This is a genomic window from Mycolicibacterium alvei (genome assembly GCF_010727325.1).
Classification (GTDB): Bacteria; Actinomycetota; Actinomycetes; order Mycobacteriales; family Mycobacteriaceae; genus Mycobacterium; species Mycobacterium alvei.
In genome coordinates this window covers 4,788,637-4,807,344 of the sequence record NZ_AP022565.1, presented here as the reverse complement: position 1 = coordinate 4,807,344, position 18,708 = coordinate 4,788,637, and the positions used below count along the sequence as shown (strand labels likewise).

Annotated in this window: 15 protein-coding genes; 4 read left to right on the top strand and 11 right to left on the bottom strand. The window is 66.0% G+C overall.

What is annotated here, in order from left to right; all coding sequences use genetic code 11:
• Window positions 1–79: 79 nt before the first annotated feature.
• A complete protein-coding gene (locus tag G6N44_RS22940) occupies window positions 80–661 on the top strand; it encodes a DUF1707 SHOCT-like domain-containing protein (protein ID WP_163668020.1) in 582 nt (193 codons plus the stop codon).
• Between the two features lie 277 nt (window positions 662–938).
• Here the strand turns inward: G6N44_RS22940 and G6N44_RS22935 are convergent, their stop codons facing one another.
• The 5 genes from G6N44_RS22935 to G6N44_RS22915 form a co-directional block, all read right to left on the bottom strand.
• Window positions 939–2,456: a hypothetical protein gene (locus G6N44_RS22935; protein ID WP_163668018.1), complete on the bottom strand. Its 1,518-nt coding sequence runs from the start codon at window positions 2,454–2,456 to the stop codon at window positions 939–941.
• A 377-nt stretch (window positions 2,457–2,833) separates the two neighbouring features.
• Window positions 2,834–4,366: a hypothetical protein gene (locus G6N44_RS22930; protein ID WP_163668016.1), complete on the bottom strand. Its 1,533-nt coding sequence runs from the start codon at window positions 4,364–4,366 to the stop codon at window positions 2,834–2,836.
• Window positions 4,367–4,843: 477 nt separating this feature from the next.
• Window positions 4,844–5,518: a hypothetical protein gene (locus G6N44_RS22925; RefSeq protein WP_163668014.1), complete on the bottom strand. Its 675-nt coding sequence runs from the start codon at window positions 5,516–5,518 to the stop codon at window positions 4,844–4,846.
• Between the two features lie 42 nt (window positions 5,519–5,560).
• Entirely contained in the window at window positions 5,561–7,549 is a 1,989-nt protein-coding gene (locus G6N44_RS22920) for a VWA domain-containing protein (protein ID WP_163668012.1), read from the bottom strand.
• The gene (locus tag G6N44_RS22915; protein WP_163668010.1) at window positions 7,542–8,924 is read right to left on the bottom strand and encodes a sigma 54-interacting transcriptional regulator; all 1,383 of its coding nucleotides are present in this window, start codon (window positions 8,922–8,924) and stop codon (window positions 7,542–7,544) included. The genes G6N44_RS22920 and G6N44_RS22915 overlap by 8 nt, the downstream gene beginning before the upstream one ends.
• 125 nt (window positions 8,925–9,049) lie before the next feature.
• Between G6N44_RS22915 and G6N44_RS22910 the strand changes: the two genes are divergently transcribed.
• Entirely contained in the window at window positions 9,050–10,900 is a 1,851-nt protein-coding gene (locus G6N44_RS22910) for an LpqN/LpqT family lipoprotein (protein ID WP_163668008.1), read from the top strand.
• 9 nt (window positions 10,901–10,909) lie between these two features.
• Here the strand turns inward: G6N44_RS22910 and G6N44_RS22905 are convergent, their stop codons facing one another.
• Complete coding sequence (locus G6N44_RS22905) at window positions 10,910–11,272, bottom strand: heme-binding protein (protein ID WP_163668006.1); 363 nt, start codon at window positions 11,270–11,272, stop codon at window positions 10,910–10,912.
• A gap of 125 nt (window positions 11,273–11,397) precedes the next feature.
• Between G6N44_RS22905 and G6N44_RS22900 the strand changes: the two genes are divergently transcribed.
• The gene (locus tag G6N44_RS22900) at window positions 11,398–11,649 is read left to right on the top strand and encodes a hypothetical protein (RefSeq protein ID WP_163668004.1); all 252 of its coding nucleotides are present in this window, start codon (window positions 11,398–11,400) and stop codon (window positions 11,647–11,649) included.
• Window positions 11,650–11,703: 54 nt separating this feature from the next.
• Window positions 11,704–12,717 (top strand): alpha/beta hydrolase, encoded by a 1,014-nt coding sequence (locus G6N44_RS22895; protein WP_163668002.1) that lies wholly within the window; start codon window positions 11,704–11,706, stop codon window positions 12,715–12,717.
• A gap of 205 nt (window positions 12,718–12,922) precedes the next feature.
• On the opposite strand, the gene G6N44_RS22890 is transcribed toward G6N44_RS22895, so the two are convergent.
• From G6N44_RS22890 to G6N44_RS22870, 5 genes are all read right to left on the bottom strand, one after another.
• Window positions 12,923–13,774, bottom strand: coding sequence for a hypothetical protein (locus tag G6N44_RS22890; RefSeq protein WP_163668000.1), 852 nt, complete (start codon window positions 13,772–13,774; stop codon window positions 12,923–12,925).
• Window positions 13,775–14,083: 309 nt separating this feature from the next.
• Entirely contained in the window at window positions 14,084–15,652 is a 1,569-nt protein-coding gene (purH, locus tag G6N44_RS22885; RefSeq protein ID WP_163667998.1) for a bifunctional phosphoribosylaminoimidazolecarboxamide formyltransferase/IMP cyclohydrolase, read from the bottom strand.
• On the bottom strand, window positions 15,649–16,278 hold the full coding sequence (gene purN, locus G6N44_RS22880) for a phosphoribosylglycinamide formyltransferase (RefSeq protein WP_163667996.1): 630 nt from the start codon (window positions 16,276–16,278) through the stop codon (window positions 15,649–15,651). Before purN ends, purH begins: the two co-directional genes overlap by 4 nt.
• Window positions 16,279–16,288: 10 nt before the next feature.
• Window positions 16,289–17,761, bottom strand: a complete 1,473-nt coding sequence (locus G6N44_RS22875; RefSeq protein WP_163667994.1) for a cell division protein PerM — start codon at window positions 17,759–17,761, stop codon at window positions 16,289–16,291.
• Window positions 17,762–17,821: 60 nt separating this feature from the next.
• Window positions 17,822–18,646 carry a DUF5336 domain-containing protein gene (locus G6N44_RS22870; protein WP_163667992.1) on the bottom strand — a complete coding sequence of 275 codons (825 nt, stop codon included), beginning with the start codon at window positions 18,644–18,646 and terminating at the stop codon, window positions 17,822–17,824.
• Between the last annotated feature and the right edge of the window lie 62 nt (window positions 18,647–18,708).

The following is an 18,708-nucleotide window of genomic DNA, read 5'->3' as shown; positions in this document are numbered from 1 at the left end:
GGTTCACCCTCGCAACCTTGGCAACACAGTTCGGCCACCGGTCTTGCATGTGACAGCGATCGCCGTAGGCTCGACACCGATGAGCACTTCAGCGCCTCAGGGCAAGTCGATGCGTGCGACCGACACCGACCGCATTCAGGTGGCGCATCTGCTCACTGATGCTGCCGCCGCGGGCCGGCTGCCGATGGCCGAGTACGAGGACCGGCTGGCAAAGGCCTACGCGGCTCAGACGTATGACGATCTGGCCCGGTTGAGCCGGGACCTTCCGGGGGCCGTCAACTGTTCGGCAGGCCAATGTCGCCCCGCCCCCTCGACACTGCTGCTGGCGATCATGAGCGGGTTCGAGCGCCGCGGCCGGTGGAACGTGCCCAAGAAGCTGACAACGTTTGCCCTCTTCGGTGGCGGCGTGGTTGATCTGCGCTATGCCGATTTCACCGCACCCGACGTCGATGTCCGCACGTATTCGATCTTCGGCGGGCAGACCATCCTGGTGCCGCCGGAGGTGAACGTAGATGTCGACGGCGTGGGCGTGATGGGGAACTTCGACCAGAACGTCGACGGAGCCGGCACGTCCGGGGCGCCGCGGGTCCACATCCGCGGTTTCTCGCTATGGGGCAGCGTCAGCGTCAAGCGCAAGAAGCGCCGCAACCAGACCGACTGAGACAAAGCGGGCGGGCCCGAAGGCCCGCCCGTTTTGCTATCCGAAAGAACGGCAGCAACTGGCTGCCTGTGCACTGACCTTCATGCCGCCCGCCGCAACGCAGTTCGACGGCTTGGAGGCCGCCGTGACCAGAGGTGATAGGTACTGGCGACGTTGTTCATCTGCTGTTCGGCACCCGATCATGGGGACTCACAGGCCTAACACAGATGCCGCTCAAGAGCGTGGAAACGCAACGACCCCCTCCATTTTGGAGGGGGTCGTTGCGTTGAGTCAGGTGCTACTTGTCGTTCTTGTCCTTGTCGCCGGAGTCGGAGTCGGCCTTGGCCTTGGCCTTCTCGTCGGCACCGGCCTTGGTCTTGGGCTTGAACGCCTTCTCAAGGTTCTTCGTGGCTTTCTCGACGAACTTCTCACCGGCCGATTTCTTGCGCTCGGTGGTCTTCGGCTCGGGCTTGGCCACCAGGCTGTCGCGGACCAGCGAGGTGCCGGTGCCGGCTTTGGTCTCGGTGCGAGACTTGGTCTCGGTACCGGACTCCGTCGAAGCCGCGGCCTCATTGGTGTCGGCATCCACGGACTCGATCTCGCGTTGCGGCAGCTTGATTTCGGGCAGCTTGAGCTCAGGACGCTTGGGCGCCTTGACTTCTGGGGTCTCGGCCTCAGCGACCTCGGCGATGGGTACGACCGCTTCGGCGCTGTCGTCGGCGGTCTCATCGACCTTGATCGCGTCGACCTTGGTCTCGTCGGTCTTGAGGTCGAGCGTCGTGACGAGCTTGGAGTCCGCGGGCGCTTCGAGCTTCTCCACAAGCTTCTTGAACGGCGACTCGACATTCGTCGGCAGGCTCAGCAGTTTGCTGACATTGGGCAAGCTCGTGGAACTGACGCCGGACGTGGATTCCGACTCTGCTTCGGTCTCTTCGTGCGTCGACAGCAGGTTGGTGCTATTGGCTTCCTCCGGATCCGGCGCGATCAGCATTTTCACGGTTTCAACCATGTAGTCGACGACGCCCAGGATGCCGTCGACGTAGAAGGTGCCGTTGAGCCCCTTGGCCCATTCGCCGACCGCGTCGTCCGGCAGGTTGTCGTTGATGATGCTGTAGGCCAGGTAAGCCGCGCCACCGGCGAAGAATTCATCCACCCGCTTCGACAACTGGAGGCGTTGGGTCGGGTCGAATGCGTCGACGATCGAGGTGCCGATCACTGAACCGAGATAGGCGAACCCGTCGCTGAACCCGGCCTCGAAGAAGATGTTGTCGACGATGTCCAGCGGAAGAATGTTGTCGCTGAGGTAGTACGCGAGGCCGGTGAACCCGTCGTGGCACATTGCGCCGGATGCGGAGCAGTTGCCGGGGTCCCAGTAGTTTTCGTTGACCTTATTGCCGGACGCGTTATAAAACTGGACGTTGTCGCCCATGTCGCCGACAGTCGCGGGGGTCTTGCCCTCCGTGTCGAGGTAAAGACGCTTTCCATCCGGGCCGTAGAGAGGCGTGGACTCTGGAGTGTCGTCCTTCGGATCTTCCAGCTGGTTCCCGTTGAGGACGTAGCCGGCGGTGGGCAGGGAAACCGTGCCCTGGTAGTAGTGACCGCCGTAGCCGCCGTTGAATGCCTCCAACACGCCTTCGAGCGAGAGCGCGACGAGGTTGATCTGTTCGGCCGTCAACGTCCGGTGCGCCGGAGCTTCCGCAGCGGACGATGCCACCGTGATCTCGTCGCGGGGAACGAACAGTGCAGGGGTTCCGGCAACAATCGCGCCGGCGCTGAGCAGTGCCACCCCAGTGGTGACGAGTGGACGGACTGCCATGCGGGTGAGGCCCCTTAATCTCGAGCGCAGGACGGATTCCTGAGAATCCGTCCCGTTGTCTGCGTACTTCCTTGAAAGTCCTTGAGAAGGGTAATTCCCGTCACTATCTCCCGCAACCTACCTCGACGCGGGACATCAGCCTCCGGCACCCCGCCGCAGCACTGTTTTTGCGGGACAAACCCCGAAAAATATTTCGGTGACGGACGGCAACATTCCCGATCGACTGACATCCAGCTAACTTCGAATACCGCTGCCTATGCACTCACCGGGCATAAATATGCGGGTTACCGCCTACGGAATCCGTGGCTTATCCACCGGAGGTTCCGGCCCGGCACACTCGGGCGGCCATGCCTGCACTGGGAATCACGGGGCAGGACTTACTTGTCGCCGCTGCCCGCGTCCTTACCGGATTCGGTGGCATTCTTGACGGCCTCGCCAAGCTTCTTCAGGAACTTGCTGCCGTTGGACTCCCCTTTCGGCTTGCCGTCGCCGAAGAGGATGGGGGGAGTGACCTTGTTGCCGTTCCTGGTGTCGGTGCCCGTCGCCGGTTCGTCTTCGGTCGCGGGTTCTTTGTCCTTGACCCTGATCTTGGGCGTGATATCGGGCTTCGACTCCGGCGCCGTGACCTCGGGCGCCTTCGGCTCGGGAACTTGAACCTCGGGAACCTTCAGCTCCGGCGCCTTGAACTCAGGCAGCTTCAGCACGGGCGCCTTTACGTCGGGCGCCTTGACCTCCGGCACCTTGGGCGTCTCGATCGTCGGGGGTTCTGGCGCCGTCGGCAGCTTGATGTTCACCGGGATGAGTCCGGTGCCGCCTTCGACCGGGTTCTCGATGCCCTGGTCCACGTTCTGTTCAATCGCGTCAAGATTCTTGACGAGGTTGCTCTCGTCTACCGCAGGTGTCTTGAAGGACAACTTCACCAGATTGTTCAGCGGCGACTGCGTCGACAACTTCAGCAGCGACGTGGGTCCCGGCAGACCGGTGGAGGTCGGGTCGGTCGACTTCTGGGCCAGCAGCATGGTGTCGCTGCTCTGTTCCTGCGTCGAGAACGTGGACGGGCCCGAGTCGAGCGGGTTGATCAGGTTCGGGTTGGGTGTCGGCGTGCCCTGCACGATGGCGTCCACCACGTAGGTGAACGCGGCGTAGATGCCGGTGTTGGTGCCGTATCCGAAGAAGAAGGAGTTGGTCAGGCCGTAGGCATAGCCGTCCTGAGGAAGGTTGTCGAGCAGCAGGTTGCCGACGAGTTGCGTTGCACCGCCCTCGAAGAAGTCATCGACGCGTTTGGTCAGATCCAGCCGGCCGGTCGGATCGACCGCATCGATAACCAGCGCAACCGTCCGGATGGCCTGATGGGCCAGCTCGGTGAAGCCGCCCTCGAAGAAGATGTTGTCCACATCGCCGAGAGGCAAGATGTTGTCGCTGAGGTAGTACGCCAAACCCGTGAAGCCCTTTTGGCATACGGCTCCGGGGGCGGCGCAGTTGCCGGGATCGTCTTCCAGCACGATCTGGCCACCCGCGTCGAGCTCGTAGTCCGGCTTCCCGTTCACGTAGTAGTACTGAGCGCCCGGTTCGAGATCGGCCGTCGTGGCGCGGGACCCATCGGCGTTGTAGAGCTCGCTGCCGTTCGCGTCGAAGAGGAACCCGCCCGTATCGAATGCTTCGGCAGGTTTGGGGCGTTGGCCCGGGAACCAGAGACCGCCATACCCCTGGGTAAACGACTGCCACGCCCCCTGTAACGAGAGCGCGAGCAGATTGATCTGCTCCTGGGTCAACGTGGCTGGGGCGATCGCGCCCGTCGGGGCAGCGACGGTGATCTGTTCACGGGGGACGAACAGCGCCGGAGTCGCAGCAACAATCGCGCCTGCACTCAGGACTGCGGCAGCAGTGGTGACAAGCGGACGTACTGCCATGTAGTCAGCCCCTTATCTAGAGGACGAATGGACGTTTCCGGGAATCCGCGCCTGCTCCGGCGGCATCTTAGAAACTGCTGTGAATGCTAAGGCTCGACTTGCCCTCCTGCAACCGATATCAGCCCATCAATAATTAACGAATACCGTCGTCGCAGTCACCACGATCCATCCGGATGCCCGCTGAATGTAGTGGCACAAAACCGTTGCCGCGAGATCCGTGGCCCACAGCCGACTCACCGACCTATCATCCCAGTTCAGACCGGTATCTCACGGTTTGGAATCGATCTTGAAAGATCGCGATCGGAATGCGCACCACCGATGACCGAATACTCGGCACATCGCCAATTCATTTCATTTTCAATGAATTAGCCACGGCAAGCTACACCCTTGCCAACGCAATTAATTCCAGTCGCCGGTTACCGACACAAGAATTGGTCCGAAATCCGCCCGGACTGCGCAATTCCTCGACCGTCGGGATCAGCGCGGCAGCGCGATCCGCAACCCCGCCAGCATCACCTGCGCGTCAGCCATGAAGGTGGAATTATTGGGCGCCGTGCTCTGCGCCAGCGCCACAATGTTCCAGAACTTCGCGCCCAGCGGCACCATCACCGACACGGCGGTCACGTAGCTCGTCTTGCTGATCTGGTCGTCGGGCGGGGTCGTGTAGTTGACCATCAACGCCGGGAACCCGCAGATCTCCGACGGCACCTGGGTGATGTTCTGCGCGCCGACGGCTTGGAAGCCCTTGATGGTCTCGCTCAGCAGGTCCTCGGGCGACCGGTTCCCATCCGTCGCGTCGCCGATCGACACCGTAACGGCCGGATTCGTCACTCCGTCGCTGAGGGATTCATTGCGTAACACCAATTTGACTGGGCCCTTGGCGAACTCAGGCGCGGGCACCCAGCCCGGCGGTTGCGCCACCCGCACCCGCGGCTGGTCGGACCCGATCCCGGGAACCTCGATCCAGGCATCCGAGTGCAACTGCTCGCAGGTACGGGCCTTGTACCCGGACTCTCCCGACGTTGCATCCGACAACCCGCCGGGCGGTCCGAACCCGGCCGTCACGGTGCCGTCCGTCATCTGCGTGCAACCGCTGAGAACCAACCCGGACGTCAACAGGACCACACCGGCAACGCGCTTTGAGACCCCCATCGGTTCCAGACATTACGCGAGCCGGCGGCGGCGCCGAGGGCACTACCGCCGACGTGAGTGCAGGTAGTCGCCGACGACGGCGGCGCCCAGGCCGTCGAGATCGGGCACCACCACCCGGCCCTGCACCCGACGGGCCACCTGGTCGATGAACCGGGCCAGGCCGGGATCCGAGCCCAACCGGAAGATCGTCACCTGGGCGCCGAGGCGGGCCACCTCGTCAAAACCCCGCACGGTGTGGGCGATGGTTCGCGGGTGGGGCGGGTAATCGAAGAATACGGACGACCCCTCCCCGTCCCCGAAATCCTCGAGATGCGCGGTGGGCTCGCCGTCGGTCACCACGAGCACCACCGGCTGGGCATTGGGATGACGACGCAGATGCCGCGACGCCAGGGCCAGCGCGTGGTGCAGGTTGGTGCCCTGCTCGTACACGCCCTCCAGTCCGGTCAGCTCACCCGCGGTCACCGTGCGTGCATACCGGCCAAAGGCGATGATCTGCAACTCATCTGACCGGAACCGGGTACTCACAAGATGATTGAGTGCCAGCGCCGTGCGCTTCATCGGCAGCCAGCGGTTCTCCATCACCATCGAGAACGAGGTGTCCACCAGCAGCGCCACACAGGCCTGGGTACGGGTCTCGGTCTCGGAGATCTCCACATCCTCGACGGCGAACCGAATCGGCCGCTCGGCGATCCCGGTACCGGCCTGGCGCAGCACCGCATTGGTGACCGTGCGGGTGACGTTCCACGGCTCGGTATCGCCGAACTGCCAGGGCCGGGTGGCCCCGGTCAACTCCCCGGCCGCGCCGGCGCGACGGGTGTCCCGCTCGCCGTGCCGACCCGAAAGCCGTTGCGCCACATCACGCAGTGCGGTCTGACCGAGCTGACGCATGGCCTTGGGCGACAGCCGCCACTGCCCGTCGGAGCCACGGTCGATGAAACCCTGATTGACCAGGGCCTTCTCCAGCTCGGCCAGGGTGCGCGCATCGATGGCCGCGTCGTCACCCAACTGGCGGGCCAACGATTCGAGGTCGACGTCATCCATCGACGCCCCGGAGTAACTCTGTGACAACGCGTCGGCCAGCTGCTCCAACTCGGCGATGTCGGACAGCGCCTGGGCGCCCTCCCCCATGCCCAGCGGATCGCCACCGGAGAACCGCTCCGAACCGTTCCAGTCCTCGCCGGGGCGGGCAGCCTGCAGGTGCGAGTCGAGCCGATCCAGCGCGTTCATCAACGACGGCGAACCGAAAGCCTGCTGCGCCAGGGAATCCAGCTCGGCACGCTGCTCGGCCGACAGGCTGTTGCGGAACCGCTGCGCGGCGGCGGCCCGCTTGGCCAGCGAGTCCAGCAGCTCGTCGATGTTCTGCGGGCCCTCCGGGAAGAACTCGCCGTGTTTGTCCATGAAGTCTTGAAAGTCCTGCGGCGAATCATTCCCCTGGGCGTGCTTGTCCAGCAGCTCGTTGAGGTCATCGAGCATGTCGTTGACCCGCTGCCGGTCCTCATCGGTGGCGTTCTCCAACGCCTCCTTCATGCCCGCGAAACGCTGATCCAGCATCTCGCGGCCCAGCAGGTCCTTGATCTGCTCGTACTTCTGCCGCGCCTCGGGGCTGCGCCAGTCGTAATCGGTGAGCTCCTGCACGGCCTTGGCCGGTGACGGCGAGAGCGCCTCCATCTGCAGTTCGCCGAACCGCGCATCGTCGTCGAGCGCGCGGGCCAGCTCCTTGCGCTCGGCCAGCACGGCCTCGTCGAGCAGCTTCTTGATCTCCTGCAAGGTGCCGTCAAGGTTGTGTCGCTGCAACAACTCCCGGCGTTTGCGGTTAGCCTCGGCGGCGAGCCGGTCGGTGCCCCGCATGCCCTCGGTGCCGCGACGCATCAACTCCGAGAGCGCACGGCGCGGCGAACTGCCCTCCATGACGCTCTGACCGATCTGCTCGAGCGCGTCGCGCAGATCGATCGGCGGCGCCAGCGGGTCAGGGCCTCCGGTGTACCGCGAATACCGCGAGGTGTGCCCGTGCGCCCGACCGGGATCAGCCATAGACCGTCTCGCCCTCCCCTGTCACCTTGTCCACACGCTTGGCCAGATACAGTGCCTCCAAAGCCAATTCGATGGCTGCGGCCCGTTGACCGACCGACACCGCGCCCACCCGGTCGGCGAGCGCGTCGACCACGGCCAGATCGGGCAGAGCGGCCAGGACGTCCTTGGCCGATACCCGCTCACCGGTGGTCACCGGCGAGCCTTCCTCGACCGCGGCCACCAACGGGGCGACGTCGATGCCGCCCAGCAGTCGTTGCGCGGTGTCGGCGGTGGCGCGTCGCAGCAGATGCTCCAGCACTGCCTGCTCACGTCCCTCCTCACCGCTCTCGAACTCCAGTTTGCCGCGCAGCACGTCGATCACGGTGGCCAGATCGACCACCCGAGCCACCGGATCGTCCTCACCGAGAATGGCGGAGCGGTGTCGTGCCGAGGCCGCCACCGTCTCGGCGGCAGCGATCGCGAACCGGGCCGACACACCCGAACGCTGATCGATCGAGCTCGATTCACGCAGATTGCGGGCAAATCGGGCCAGCACACCGATCAGGTACTCCGGTACCTCCGCGGCCAACTGGGCCTCCTGGCGGATCACCCCGACCTCGTCGTCGATCTCCAGCGGGTAGTGCGTGCGGATCTCGGCGCCGAACCTGTCTTTGAGCGGGGTGATGATCCGACCGCGGTTCGTGTAGTCCTCGGGATTGGCGCTCGCGACGACGAGGACGTCGAGCGGCAGCCGCAACGTGTAGCCGCGGACCTGAATGTCGCGCTCCTCCATCACGTTGAGCATCGACACCTGGATCCGCTCGGCCAGGTCCGGCAGCTCGTTGACGGCCACGATGCCGCGGTGGGCCCGCGGGATCAGCCCGTAGGCGATCGTTTCCGGGTCGCCCAGGCTGCGCCCCTCGGCCACCTTGATCGGATCGATGTCGCCGACGAGATCGGCCACGCTGGTGTCCGGGGTGGCCAACTTCTCGGTGTAGCGCTCACTGCGGTGGCGCCAATCGATCGGCAGATCGTCGCCGGAATCGGCGGCCCGGCGGATCGACTCCGGTGTGATCGGGCTGTAGGGGTGCTCACCCAACTCCGACCCGGCGATCACGGGCGTCCACTCGTCGAGCAGCCCCGTCAGCGCGCGCAACAGCCGCGTCTTGCCCTGACCGCGCTCACCCAGAAGCACCACGTCGTGCCCGGCGATCAAAGCCCGTTCCAGCTGCGGGATCACGGTGTCCTCGAATCCCAGGATTCCCGGCCACACGTCGCGGCGGTCGGCCAATGCGGACAGCAGATTCTCCCGAATTTCGGCTTTGACGCCCCGTTCACGATGGCCGGATGCGCGCAGCTCACCGACGGTACGAGGCAGATCCTTGGGTTGGCTCACCACTCCACGCTACGACTGAACCCGCCCGCGCACATCGGCACCCGGCAGAACTAGCACCCGCCGCGCGCGAGCCACACCCCCGGCATAGTCGTTCCCCGAGCGTGGGTACCGGTAGTCTGCGCTCCATGCCGTTGGCTAGCGGTCAGGAATTCGCAGGGTTCACCATCGTCCGGTTGGTGGGCACTGGTGGCATGGGCGAGGTCTATTTGGCCTCGCATCCGCGGTTACCCCGCGAGGACGCTCTCAAAGTGCTGCCCATCAGCGTCAGCTCGGACAATGAATTCCGGCAGCGGTTCATCCGCGAGGCCGACATGGCGGCCACGCTGTGGCATCCGCACATCGTCGGCGTGCACGACCGCGGCGAGTTCGAGGACCGGTTGTGGATCTCGATGGACTACGTCGACGGGCACGACGCCGCCAAGCTGCTGCACGACCAGTTCCCCAAGGGGATGCCGGCCGAGGACGTCATCGAGATCGTCACCGCCGTCGGCGACGCCTTGGACTACGCGCATCAGCGCAACCTGTGGCACCGCGACGTCAAACCGGCCAACATCCTGGTCACCAGCAAACAGGGCGGCAAGCGCCGCATCATGCTGACCGACTTCGGCATCGCGCGGCGTGCCGACGAGGTCAACGGGCTCACCTCGACCAACATCACCGTGGGCTCGATGTCCTACACCGCACCCGAACAGCTGATGGGCCAGCCCCTCGACGGCCGGGCCGACCAGTACTCGCTGGCCGCCACCGCCTACCGCCTCTTCACCGGCACCCCACCATTCGCCCACAGCAACCCGGCCGTCGTGATCAGCCATCATCTGAACTCCCCGCCGCCCAAGCTCGCCGACACGAAACCTGAACTGGCCGTGTTTGATTCGGTGATGGCCAAGGCGCTCTCCAAGGACCCCAAGGACCGCTACGACACGTGCCACGACTTCGCCGTCGCACTGGCCGAGGCGGCCACCGGAACCACCCCCGAGGTGCGCACCCCGGCACCGGTCCACGAGCCGGCGCCGCCCACCACCCCACTGATCATCCCGAAGCCGGTGAACCCGCCGCCGCTCCCGCCGCCGAGCCCCCGGCAGACGGCCCCGTCGGAACCGCCGGTGTTCACCTCGTCATGGACAGGTAGCGAGACCTCGACCCACAAACCCGCGACGAGCCAGCCGGCGGGTGGCATGCAAGGCCTCGGCGGTCCGTCGGGGCCGCCTGGACCGGTTGGGCCGCCACAGACCAACTTCGGACCGCCCCCGCTGCCGCACAACCCCACTCCGCAGAAGCCCGACGACCGGCGCAAGCTCGTCGTCGCCGCGGCCGCGATCGGTGGGGTGCTCCTGCTGGTCGCCGGCATCACGTTCGCGGTCACCTCGGGAGGCGAGGAGACCAACGGCGGCGAAACGACATCGGCGGCCGCCACCGATACCTCCGGCGAGACCACGAGCCCACCCAAGCCTGTCCACGCCTTCACCATCGCCGACTACATCAAGCAGAGCGGCGCCATCGAAACACCGGTCCATCGCGGCGATCCGGGAGCGCCGGTGTTCAACTGGCCGACCCCGCCCGGCTGGACCGACGCCGGCACCCGCACACCGGCATGGGCCTACTCGGCGATGATCAACGACTCGGTCAACCCGGCCGATGCGCCGTCGGTCGTCTCGTTGATCTCCAAGCTGACCGGTAACGTCGATGCCAACAAGCTGCTGGAGTACGCCCCCAGCGAGCTGCAGAACCTGGCGGACTACAAGCCGAACGGTGATGTGACCCGTGCGGAGATCAGCGGGTTCCCCTCGGTCCACCTGGGCGGCACCTACGCCAAGGGCGACCAACGCCGCGCAATCACCCAGACCACCATCGTGATCCAGGCACCCGGCGCGGTGTACGTGCTGCAGGTCAACGCCGACGCACCGGAACGCGACAAGGGCGTGCTCACCGAGGTCAACAAGGCCATCGAGGCTCAGGCCACCGTCGCCCTGCCCTGAGCGACGGGTCTAGATCACGCCGGAGATTTCGGCCTCGAGCGGGATATTGCAGCGGTTGCGCAGATCAAGCGCTGGTGCGCGGATCGCGTCGAGTTCGGCGCGCACCTGCGGATTGTCGTTGAGGTATGCCTTCGTCTTGTCCGCGGTCGTCTTCTTGCCCTGTCCTTGCAGCCCGCTGAAGAACGCGTTGACGTCGGGGTGAGCGAACAAGTAGTCGCTCATCTCCGTCGAGACGCCTCCCATCACCGCGGTGACGTCGGCAGTGGTGCAGTTCGGCGGTTCGGCGGACGCGGTTGCCGATGTGCCGAGGAGCATCGCGCCGGCCCCAAGTACCGCTACGGCGCAGCTACGTGAACGCGTGACAAGTTTCATGGGGCTCCTCGATCGTCGGATCAGCTTGCGAGCGATGGTCTATCGTTTGCCGTAACCATAACTTGCGCGACAATATCGCGTGCAGGGTCGACGCAACGTCAACCCGGACGGAAGGACTAGCCGCCATGTCGCACATGCGAAATCTTGTGATCTTCGGTGCTGCCGGGTTCGGCCTAGCGGCCGCGATTCTGTGCGCGCCGACGGCCGCGGCCGATCCTTCGCTACTGCCGCAGTGCGAGGTGACGGGCGGAAGCTCAATCGCCGGTGGGCAGACCACCGACTGCGCCTCCGAGGGCAACGTCCAGATCGACGCGACTCCCCCGGTGTACCCGGGCGAGGAAGAGTTCTACGGCTTCCCAGGCTTCGGCTTCATCTGACGGTCGGCGGGCCGGTCGGCTCTCCGGCGCGAGGTACCCGGTACCCTGGGTACCGTGAATTCGCTAGATTGGCGTAGCCGGCCGACTACCGTGCACTTCGGCCCTGCATCTCTGCAGTCCAGAGCACTCGGCTGGATTACTGCGATTTTTGTCCGCCCATTGCTGGGTCTGCTGACCCTGATCGGGCTGGGCATCAACCGTGTCGCCCCGGCACTGCTGCAGCGCGCGCGCCTCGACGTGATCGACCGGCCCCTGCGGTTCGTCAAACCGCTGCCCGGCACCGAGGTGACGCCGGTGGCGCTGCCGAACTGCCCGGCCGAATGGGTGATCGCGCCCGAAGCCCGCGACTCCGATCGCGTGATCGTCTACCTGCACGGCTCGGCGCTGGTGACCCTCGGCCTGAACTCGCACCGGCGCTTTGTGTCGAAGCTGTCCGCGGCCACCGGGGCACGCATCCTCAACGTCGGCTACCGACTGGCCCCACAGGCCGACATCGACGACGCCGTCGCCGATGGGCTCGATAGCTACCGACTGGCCCTTTCACTCGGCTTCGCACCTGATCGGATCGTGCTGGCCGGCGATTCAGCGGGCGGGTTGATGGCCGCCGACACTGCTCTGGCAGCACGTGACGCGGGGCTACCGGTGCCGGCCGGGCAGGTCCTGCTCTCACCACTGACCTCGTCCGACATGGATCTCAAATACCGTGCCCTGCAAGAGCATCGCGACGTGCTGTTCCCGTTCATGACGGTGAAGTTCATCTACGACGTGTTCGCCACCGTCAACGGCACCCGGCCCACACCGGTGATGCCGCCAGAAGCAGACCTGCATGGGCTCGGCCCCTTCCTGCTACAGGTCGGCACCCACGAGATGCTGCTCAACGACACCTTCGCCTTGGCCGACCGACTGCAGGCGACCGGTGTGCCCGTATGGGTTCAGGTGTGGGACAGGGCAATGCACATGTTCCAGTTGAGTTTCGACGTCAACCCCGATGCACGCCACGCGGTTGACGAGATCGCCTCATTCATCGCGTATGCGACCACCGATGTCGAGGATGAAGTGAGCGCGTAGCTGGACGTTGGGCCTCGCGTCAGCCGTTCCCGCGTCAGCCGTTCCCGCCGAGGCCGTTCCCGCGTCAGCCGTTCCCGCCAATTTCCACCCCAGGGCTGCCGATCGCGTGGCACAGCAACCCTCAGGTAGGAAACGGCGAAGCACCGCGTCAGCCGTTCCCGCCGATTTCTACCCCAGGGCTGTCGATCGCGTGGCACAGCGACCCTCAGGTAGGAAACGGCGAAGCACCGCGTCGAGCGAACGCCTCTCCCACTCGGTGCAGGACAAATGCCTTGCTGTGTTCGACCACGACGTGGATGTTGATCCACCCTTCGCGTTCGATGAGCTCGTTGCGGCCTATGTCGTGAACATAACGCGGTCGATCCGTGGCGTGGTGTTTACCCAGGTAATCCAGGCCCACTTTGACGTCGTCATAGCCCATGTCGATGAACGCCTCGGTGAAACCATCAGTCACCTGGATCTGCGTGCGCGGGCGTCGGTATCCCGCATCGATGAGGAGCAGTCGCAGCCAGGTCTCCTTCGGAGATTGGCCGCCGGGATCCATCAAATCGAGTGCTGTTCGGGCACTTCGTATTCCACGCAGCCCGCGGTATCGGGCGGCCAGTTCGAGCACCGGCGCTGCTTCGACACCTGTCGCGATGGCGAGCGCGTCGAGGTGGACGACCGCGGCGTCGCGAGGAAGAAAACGCGCAAGATCGAGCGCCGTGCGGAGCGGTGTGGTGACTCTGAACTCGCCGACCCGGCAGATCTCGTCGGGCCTGATACGTTCCTCACGCACGATGACACCGGGCCGACGACGCCCGTGCTCGGCGATCAACTCGACGGGAATGTCGTCGTTGACCCATTGCGCACCGTGCAACGCCGCCGCAGCCCGGCCGGCAATGATCCCGCGGCGACCGGTCCACAGCCATGCGGCCATGGTGTTGTCTGCCAGCGTTGGGACCGAGCCCTTCGGTAGGTAGACGCGCGGATGAGCCGCGGCGTAACGCCATCGCAGCTGCCCCCGCGTGAGGACGCCTGCTTCAAGCGCTTCGGGTCCGATAAGTGGCGCGTTCATGGGCACCGATGGTCGGCAGCATGGCCGACGGATTGACGGCGCCCACGCCCGCTTCAGCCAAAGCTGGGGATGAATCCCGCGCTGTGGATCGAGCTGGCACGCCATTTTCTACCGCACGGTCGTCACACCTCGGCGGCCACGACCCTTGGGTGGAAATCGGCGACGCAGCACGCCGCGAGCGGTGAGGCAGACGCACCGAACGGCACGCCGTTTTCTACCGCAGGGTCGTCACACCTCGCCGCCCACGGCCCCTGGGTAGAAATCGGCGCAGGCCCGGCGCAGGGCCGGCGCAGGCCCGGCGCAACGGAACTAGTGCGCGAAATGCCTTGCGCCGGTGAGGTACAGCGTGATCCCCGCAGCCTCGGCAGCTGCGGTCACTTCGGCGTCACGGACCGATCCGCCCGGGTGCACGATCGCCTTGACGCCGGCATTCGTCAGCGTCTCCAAACCGTCGGGGAACGGGAAGAACGCATCGGAGGCGCCGACCGAACCGGGCACGCGGTCGCCCGCGCGCTGCACGGCCAGTCCGGCCGCGTCGACCCGATTCACCTGTCCCATGCCGACACCCACGGTGGCGCCGTCCTTGGCGATCACGATCGCGTTGGACTTCACCGCGCGGCAGGCCCGCCAGGCGAACACCAGATCGCTCAGCGTCTGCGGATCGGCCGGCTCACCGGTGGCCAGTGTCCAGTTCGCCGGATTGTCGCCCTCGGCGTCGAGCGCGTCACGCTGCTGCAGCAGCACCCCGCCACTGATCTGGCGCAGCTCGATGCCACCGACCAGCGGCTCCGACGCCACCAGGATGCGGATGTTCTTCTTACGCGCCAGGATTTCCACTGCACCGGCCTCGTACGCCGGGGCGATGATGACCTCGGTGAAGATGTCGGCGACGGTCTCGGCCATCTCGACACTGACCTCGGTGTTGGAGGCGATGACGCCGCCGAACGCACTCAGCGGATCGCACTCGTGCGCCTTGCGGTGCGCGTCGGCGACGGACTCCGAGGAGATCGCGATGCCACACGGGTTGGCGTGTTTGATGATCGCCACGCAGATCTCTTCGTGGTCGAACGCCGCCCGCCACGCCGCATCGGCGTCGGTGTAGTTGTTGTAGGACATCTCCTTGCCGTGCAGCTGCTCGGCCTGGGCCAGTCCGGGCCACGCGGAGTCGTCGCGGTAGACCGCGGCCTGCTGATGCGGGTTCTCGCCATAGCGCAGGACCGCGCTGCGGTGCCAGGTGCCGGCGAACCACTGGGGCAAGGACGCAGGCACCGAATCTTCCGCAGGAGCCAGCGTCGACCCCATCCAGCCCGCAACGGCCACGTCGTACTCGGCGGTGTGCCGGAATGCCAACGATGCCAGCTTCTTCCGCTCTTCAAGGGTGAACCCGCCGGCCCGAACCGCGGCCAGCACGCCGTCGTAGCCCCGCGGATCCACCACCACAGCCACGCTCGGATGGTTCTTGGCAGCCGCACGCACCATCGACGGCCCGCCGATGTCGATCTGCTCGACACACTCGTCCACCGATGCGCCGGACTCGACGGTCTCGGAGAACGGGTACAGGTTCACCACCACGAGTTCGAAGGCCTCGACCTCAAGCTCCTGCAGTGCCGCAACGTGTTCGGGCTTGCGGGTGTCGGCCAGCAGGCCAGCGTGCACACGCGGGTGCAGCGTCTTGACCCGACCGTCGAGCACCTCGGGGAAGCCCGTCACCTCTTCCACCGGGGTGACCGGAACACCAGCGGCAGCAATGGTTTTGGCGGTCGACCCGGTGGAGACGATGGTCACGCCCGCCTCATGCAGACCACGGGCCAGATCGGCCAGGCCGGTCTTGTCATAGACACTGACCAGCGCTCGCCGGATCGGTTTCTTCTCGCTCACCCTATGGTCGCCTTTCGTCCAGTCCAGGTCACGCCGCGGGTTGCCAGCGCGGCCAGCACATCCACCAGCAGTCGTCGTTCGACCACCTTGATGCGCTCATGCAAAGTCTGTTCGGTGTCATCATCGAGCACGTCGACGGCCTGCTGGGCCAGAATCGGCCCGGTATCCATGCCGGAGTCCACCAGATGCACCGTGCAGCCCGTCACCCGCACGCCGTACGCCAATGCGTCGGGTACCGCGTGCGCCCCTGGGAACGCCGGCAGCAATGCCGGATGGGTGTTGACCACCCGGCCCGGGAAACGGGAAAGGAATTGGCCGCCCAGAATTTTCATGAAACCGGCCGAGACCACCAGGTCCGGTTCATGTTCGGCGGTGGCTTCGATGAGCGCAGCATCCCAGGCGTCGCGATCGTCGTAGTCACCCAACCGCACGGTGTAGGACGGCACCCCCGCCTCTGCCGCGATGTCCACCGCGGCACATTTGCGGTCGGTTCCGACCGCGACCACCCGCGCCGGATAATCGTCGACAGCGGCGGCCAGTAGCGAGGCGAGCAGCGACCCTGTCCCCGAAGCCAGCACTACCAGCCGTGCCGGTGCACTCGGAGGCACTTGTAACGGTTGCTGCACGCGCAGCAGCCTAGTCGCCCGCACGGCGCGGCTGATCGCCGGTCAGGTCGTCGTCGGGGATATCGTCGACGATGAAGTGGTCCTCGGGATCGTCATCGAAGTCTTCATAGCTCCGGGGGCCCGGTTCGTAGCCGGTTTCCTGCACGTCGTCGTAGTCCTCGTACTCGTCCTGAGGGCTCTCCGAGTCGTCGCCGGGCTCCTCGGCCGACCACGACACCAGCGGCTCGTCGGGTTCGAACTCGGGCGCTGCCTCGACAACGTCGACGTCGTCTTCGGGCTCGGGCTCGGGCTCGGGCTCGCCTTCAGGCTCGGGCTCAGCTGGGGGTGGGGGCGGGGATGGCGCCACGGGCCGCGGCTTGCGGGTCAGGCCACCGGACATCGCCACCGTGAGCCCGCCGATCCCGACGAACCACAGGAAAACCGCCGGCCCGAACGTCGCCTGATCCACCCCGACTGAACCGAAATTACCCAACCGGCCACCACCGGCGAATCCGGCCAGCGCCATCGTCACCGCGGCCAGCGCCGACGCCGCCACCAACTTCCCGGTGGCCGCCCCGATCGGGAGCGGGCGTCGTGCGCATTGCTGACCTACCGCGACCGCCGAGGCCGCTCCCACGATCAGGAGCGCCACCCAGATCGGGCCCAGCGGCGGCGTCGGTACCGCGGCCAGCACCGGCACCGCGGGGATATCGCCGCCGAACACGGTGAACGAACTGAACGCGGCCAACCCGACATGGGCACTGGATCCGACCGCGATGGCCGAGGCCCCCACGATCACGTTCGGGATATAGAGGATCGACAACAAAGTGAGGCTGAGCTGGCCGAACAGACTGTCGGTGATCGCGAACAGATCGTGCATCGTGCCCCAATGCACCACCAGGGACACCGCGGTCACCACACCGGAAAGCCCGAACAGGGCGAGTACACCGGCCGCGGCTGCCCGAAACGCATCGGGCAGCCAGACCGGGAGCGGAAGGACCGCCAGGGTGCGCCGGCCGACCTTCGAGCCGACGCCGATCAACGCACCGATCGCATGCACCACCAGCACGCTGCAGAACGCGCGCAAGGCACTGGGGGTCTGCAGTTCGCTGATCACCGAGGCGGCGTCATGGATGACGGCCAGCAGGATGGCCGCGATCAGAATGGGCCCGCCCAGCGCCGAGGCGACGACCCAGCGCGTGACGAACCAGGAGGAATTCGGGGCGGTGGCCGCGGCCGTCGTGCGTGCGGTGCCCCAGATCATCGCCATCACCGGCAGCAGCGGCATCACGCCCAGCTCGCGGCCGCCGATCGAGACCGGCACCTGGTGCACGCCCAGCCACATGCTGGCGGTCGCACCGAGCGCGCCCGTCATGTCGCTATTGGCGATCAGGAGCTGCAGCAACACAACCGCGGCGATGACCACCAGGGCGACGACGGACGGCCCGAACGCGACCCGGAGCAACTCGCGTGCCTGGCGGGTGCCGACTGGCCGGTTACTCACTTGGTGGGCTGCTCCTCGCGATGATCGGCGCGTACGCGGGAAGCGCACGCGCCGATCAGCTTACGACGGCGCAGGGCCAGATTGCTGTGAAGGCGGCTGCTGTGCCGGACCAGCAGAGGGCGCCGAGGAGCCCGAATGCTGCGGCTGGCCATACGTGGGGTAGCCGGTCGGAGGCGTCGGCGGGCCGCTGGGCTGCTGCCCCTGCGGGGGCTGCACCGGGAAACCACCGGTGTTCTGACCGCCGGCATAGCCGCCGTACTGCGAGGGGTAGCCGGGCTGCTGCGACTGAGCCTGCTGGTAGGACTGACCACCGTGCTGCTGCGGCTGGTGCTGCTGCCCGTAGTACTGCGACGGGCCGCCGTACTGGCCGTACTGAGGCTGCGGGTCGAACTGCGGCTTGGGCGCCGGCGGAGTGAGGATGCCGGCGTCGAACAGAAGTGCGGCGATACCGGCACCGGCCTGGACCAGCGTGAGAACAAGGAGAACCCAGATCGTCCAATCGGCGTCGCTACCCGCAGCTACCGAGAGGGTGATGGCCAGCAGCAACCCGAGGGTGGACAGCACTGCCGCCGGCGCGACACGGCTCTTCTGCTTCGGCAGGACGCTGACGCCCGCCAGGAGACCGGCCAACAGCGGAACCGCGATGATCAGCGAACCGATCACGGCCTGGATCTCGAAGGCGAAGCTCACGAAATAGATGAGCAGGCCGGTGACGGCCACCACGCCCAGCAGGATCTCGGGCAGCTTGTTCTCACCGGGCTCTGACGCGGCCGGGGCCGCGGGCGGGGCCGCCGGAGCGGGGACCGCCTTGGCGAACTGCTGGGTCGCATCGAACTGCGAACCCGATTGTGGCGGGTATCCGGGGTTACTGGGCGGGTAGGTCATGACCTCTCCTGTGCTATCAAGCTTCGCGACGTGTGTTCACGCAGGCATGAATACCGACCACG

Coding starts and splice junctions, on each gene's coding strand:
- G6N44_RS22870 (WP_163667992.1), bottom strand. CDS start 18,646: ATGACCTACCCGCCCAGTAACCCCGGATACCCGCCACAATCGGGTTCG.
- G6N44_RS22905 (WP_163668006.1), bottom strand. CDS start 11,272: ATGAAACTTGTCACGCGTTCACGTAGCTGCGCCGTAGCGGTACTTGGG.
- G6N44_RS22925 (WP_163668014.1), bottom strand. CDS start 5,518: ATGGGGGTCTCAAAGCGCGTTGCCGGTGTGGTCCTGTTGACGTCCGGG.
- G6N44_RS22900 (WP_163668004.1), top strand. CDS start 11,398: ATGTCGCACATGCGAAATCTTGTGATCTTCGGTGCTGCCGGGTTCGGC.
- G6N44_RS22910 (WP_163668008.1), top strand. CDS start 9,050: ATGCCGTTGGCTAGCGGTCAGGAATTCGCAGGGTTCACCATCGTCCGG.
- G6N44_RS22930 (WP_163668016.1), bottom strand. CDS start 4,366: ATGGCAGTACGTCCGCTTGTCACCACTGCTGCCGCAGTCCTGAGTGCA.
- G6N44_RS22920 (WP_163668012.1), bottom strand. CDS start 7,549: ATGGCTGATCCCGGTCGGGCGCACGGGCACACCTCGCGGTATTCGCGG.
- G6N44_RS22890 (WP_163668000.1), bottom strand. CDS start 13,774: ATGAACGCGCCACTTATCGGACCCGAAGCGCTTGAAGCAGGCGTCCTC.
- G6N44_RS22940 (WP_163668020.1), top strand. CDS start 80: ATGAGCACTTCAGCGCCTCAGGGCAAGTCGATGCGTGCGACCGACACC.
- G6N44_RS22935 (WP_163668018.1), bottom strand. CDS start 2,456: ATGGCAGTCCGTCCACTCGTCACCACTGGGGTGGCACTGCTCAGCGCC.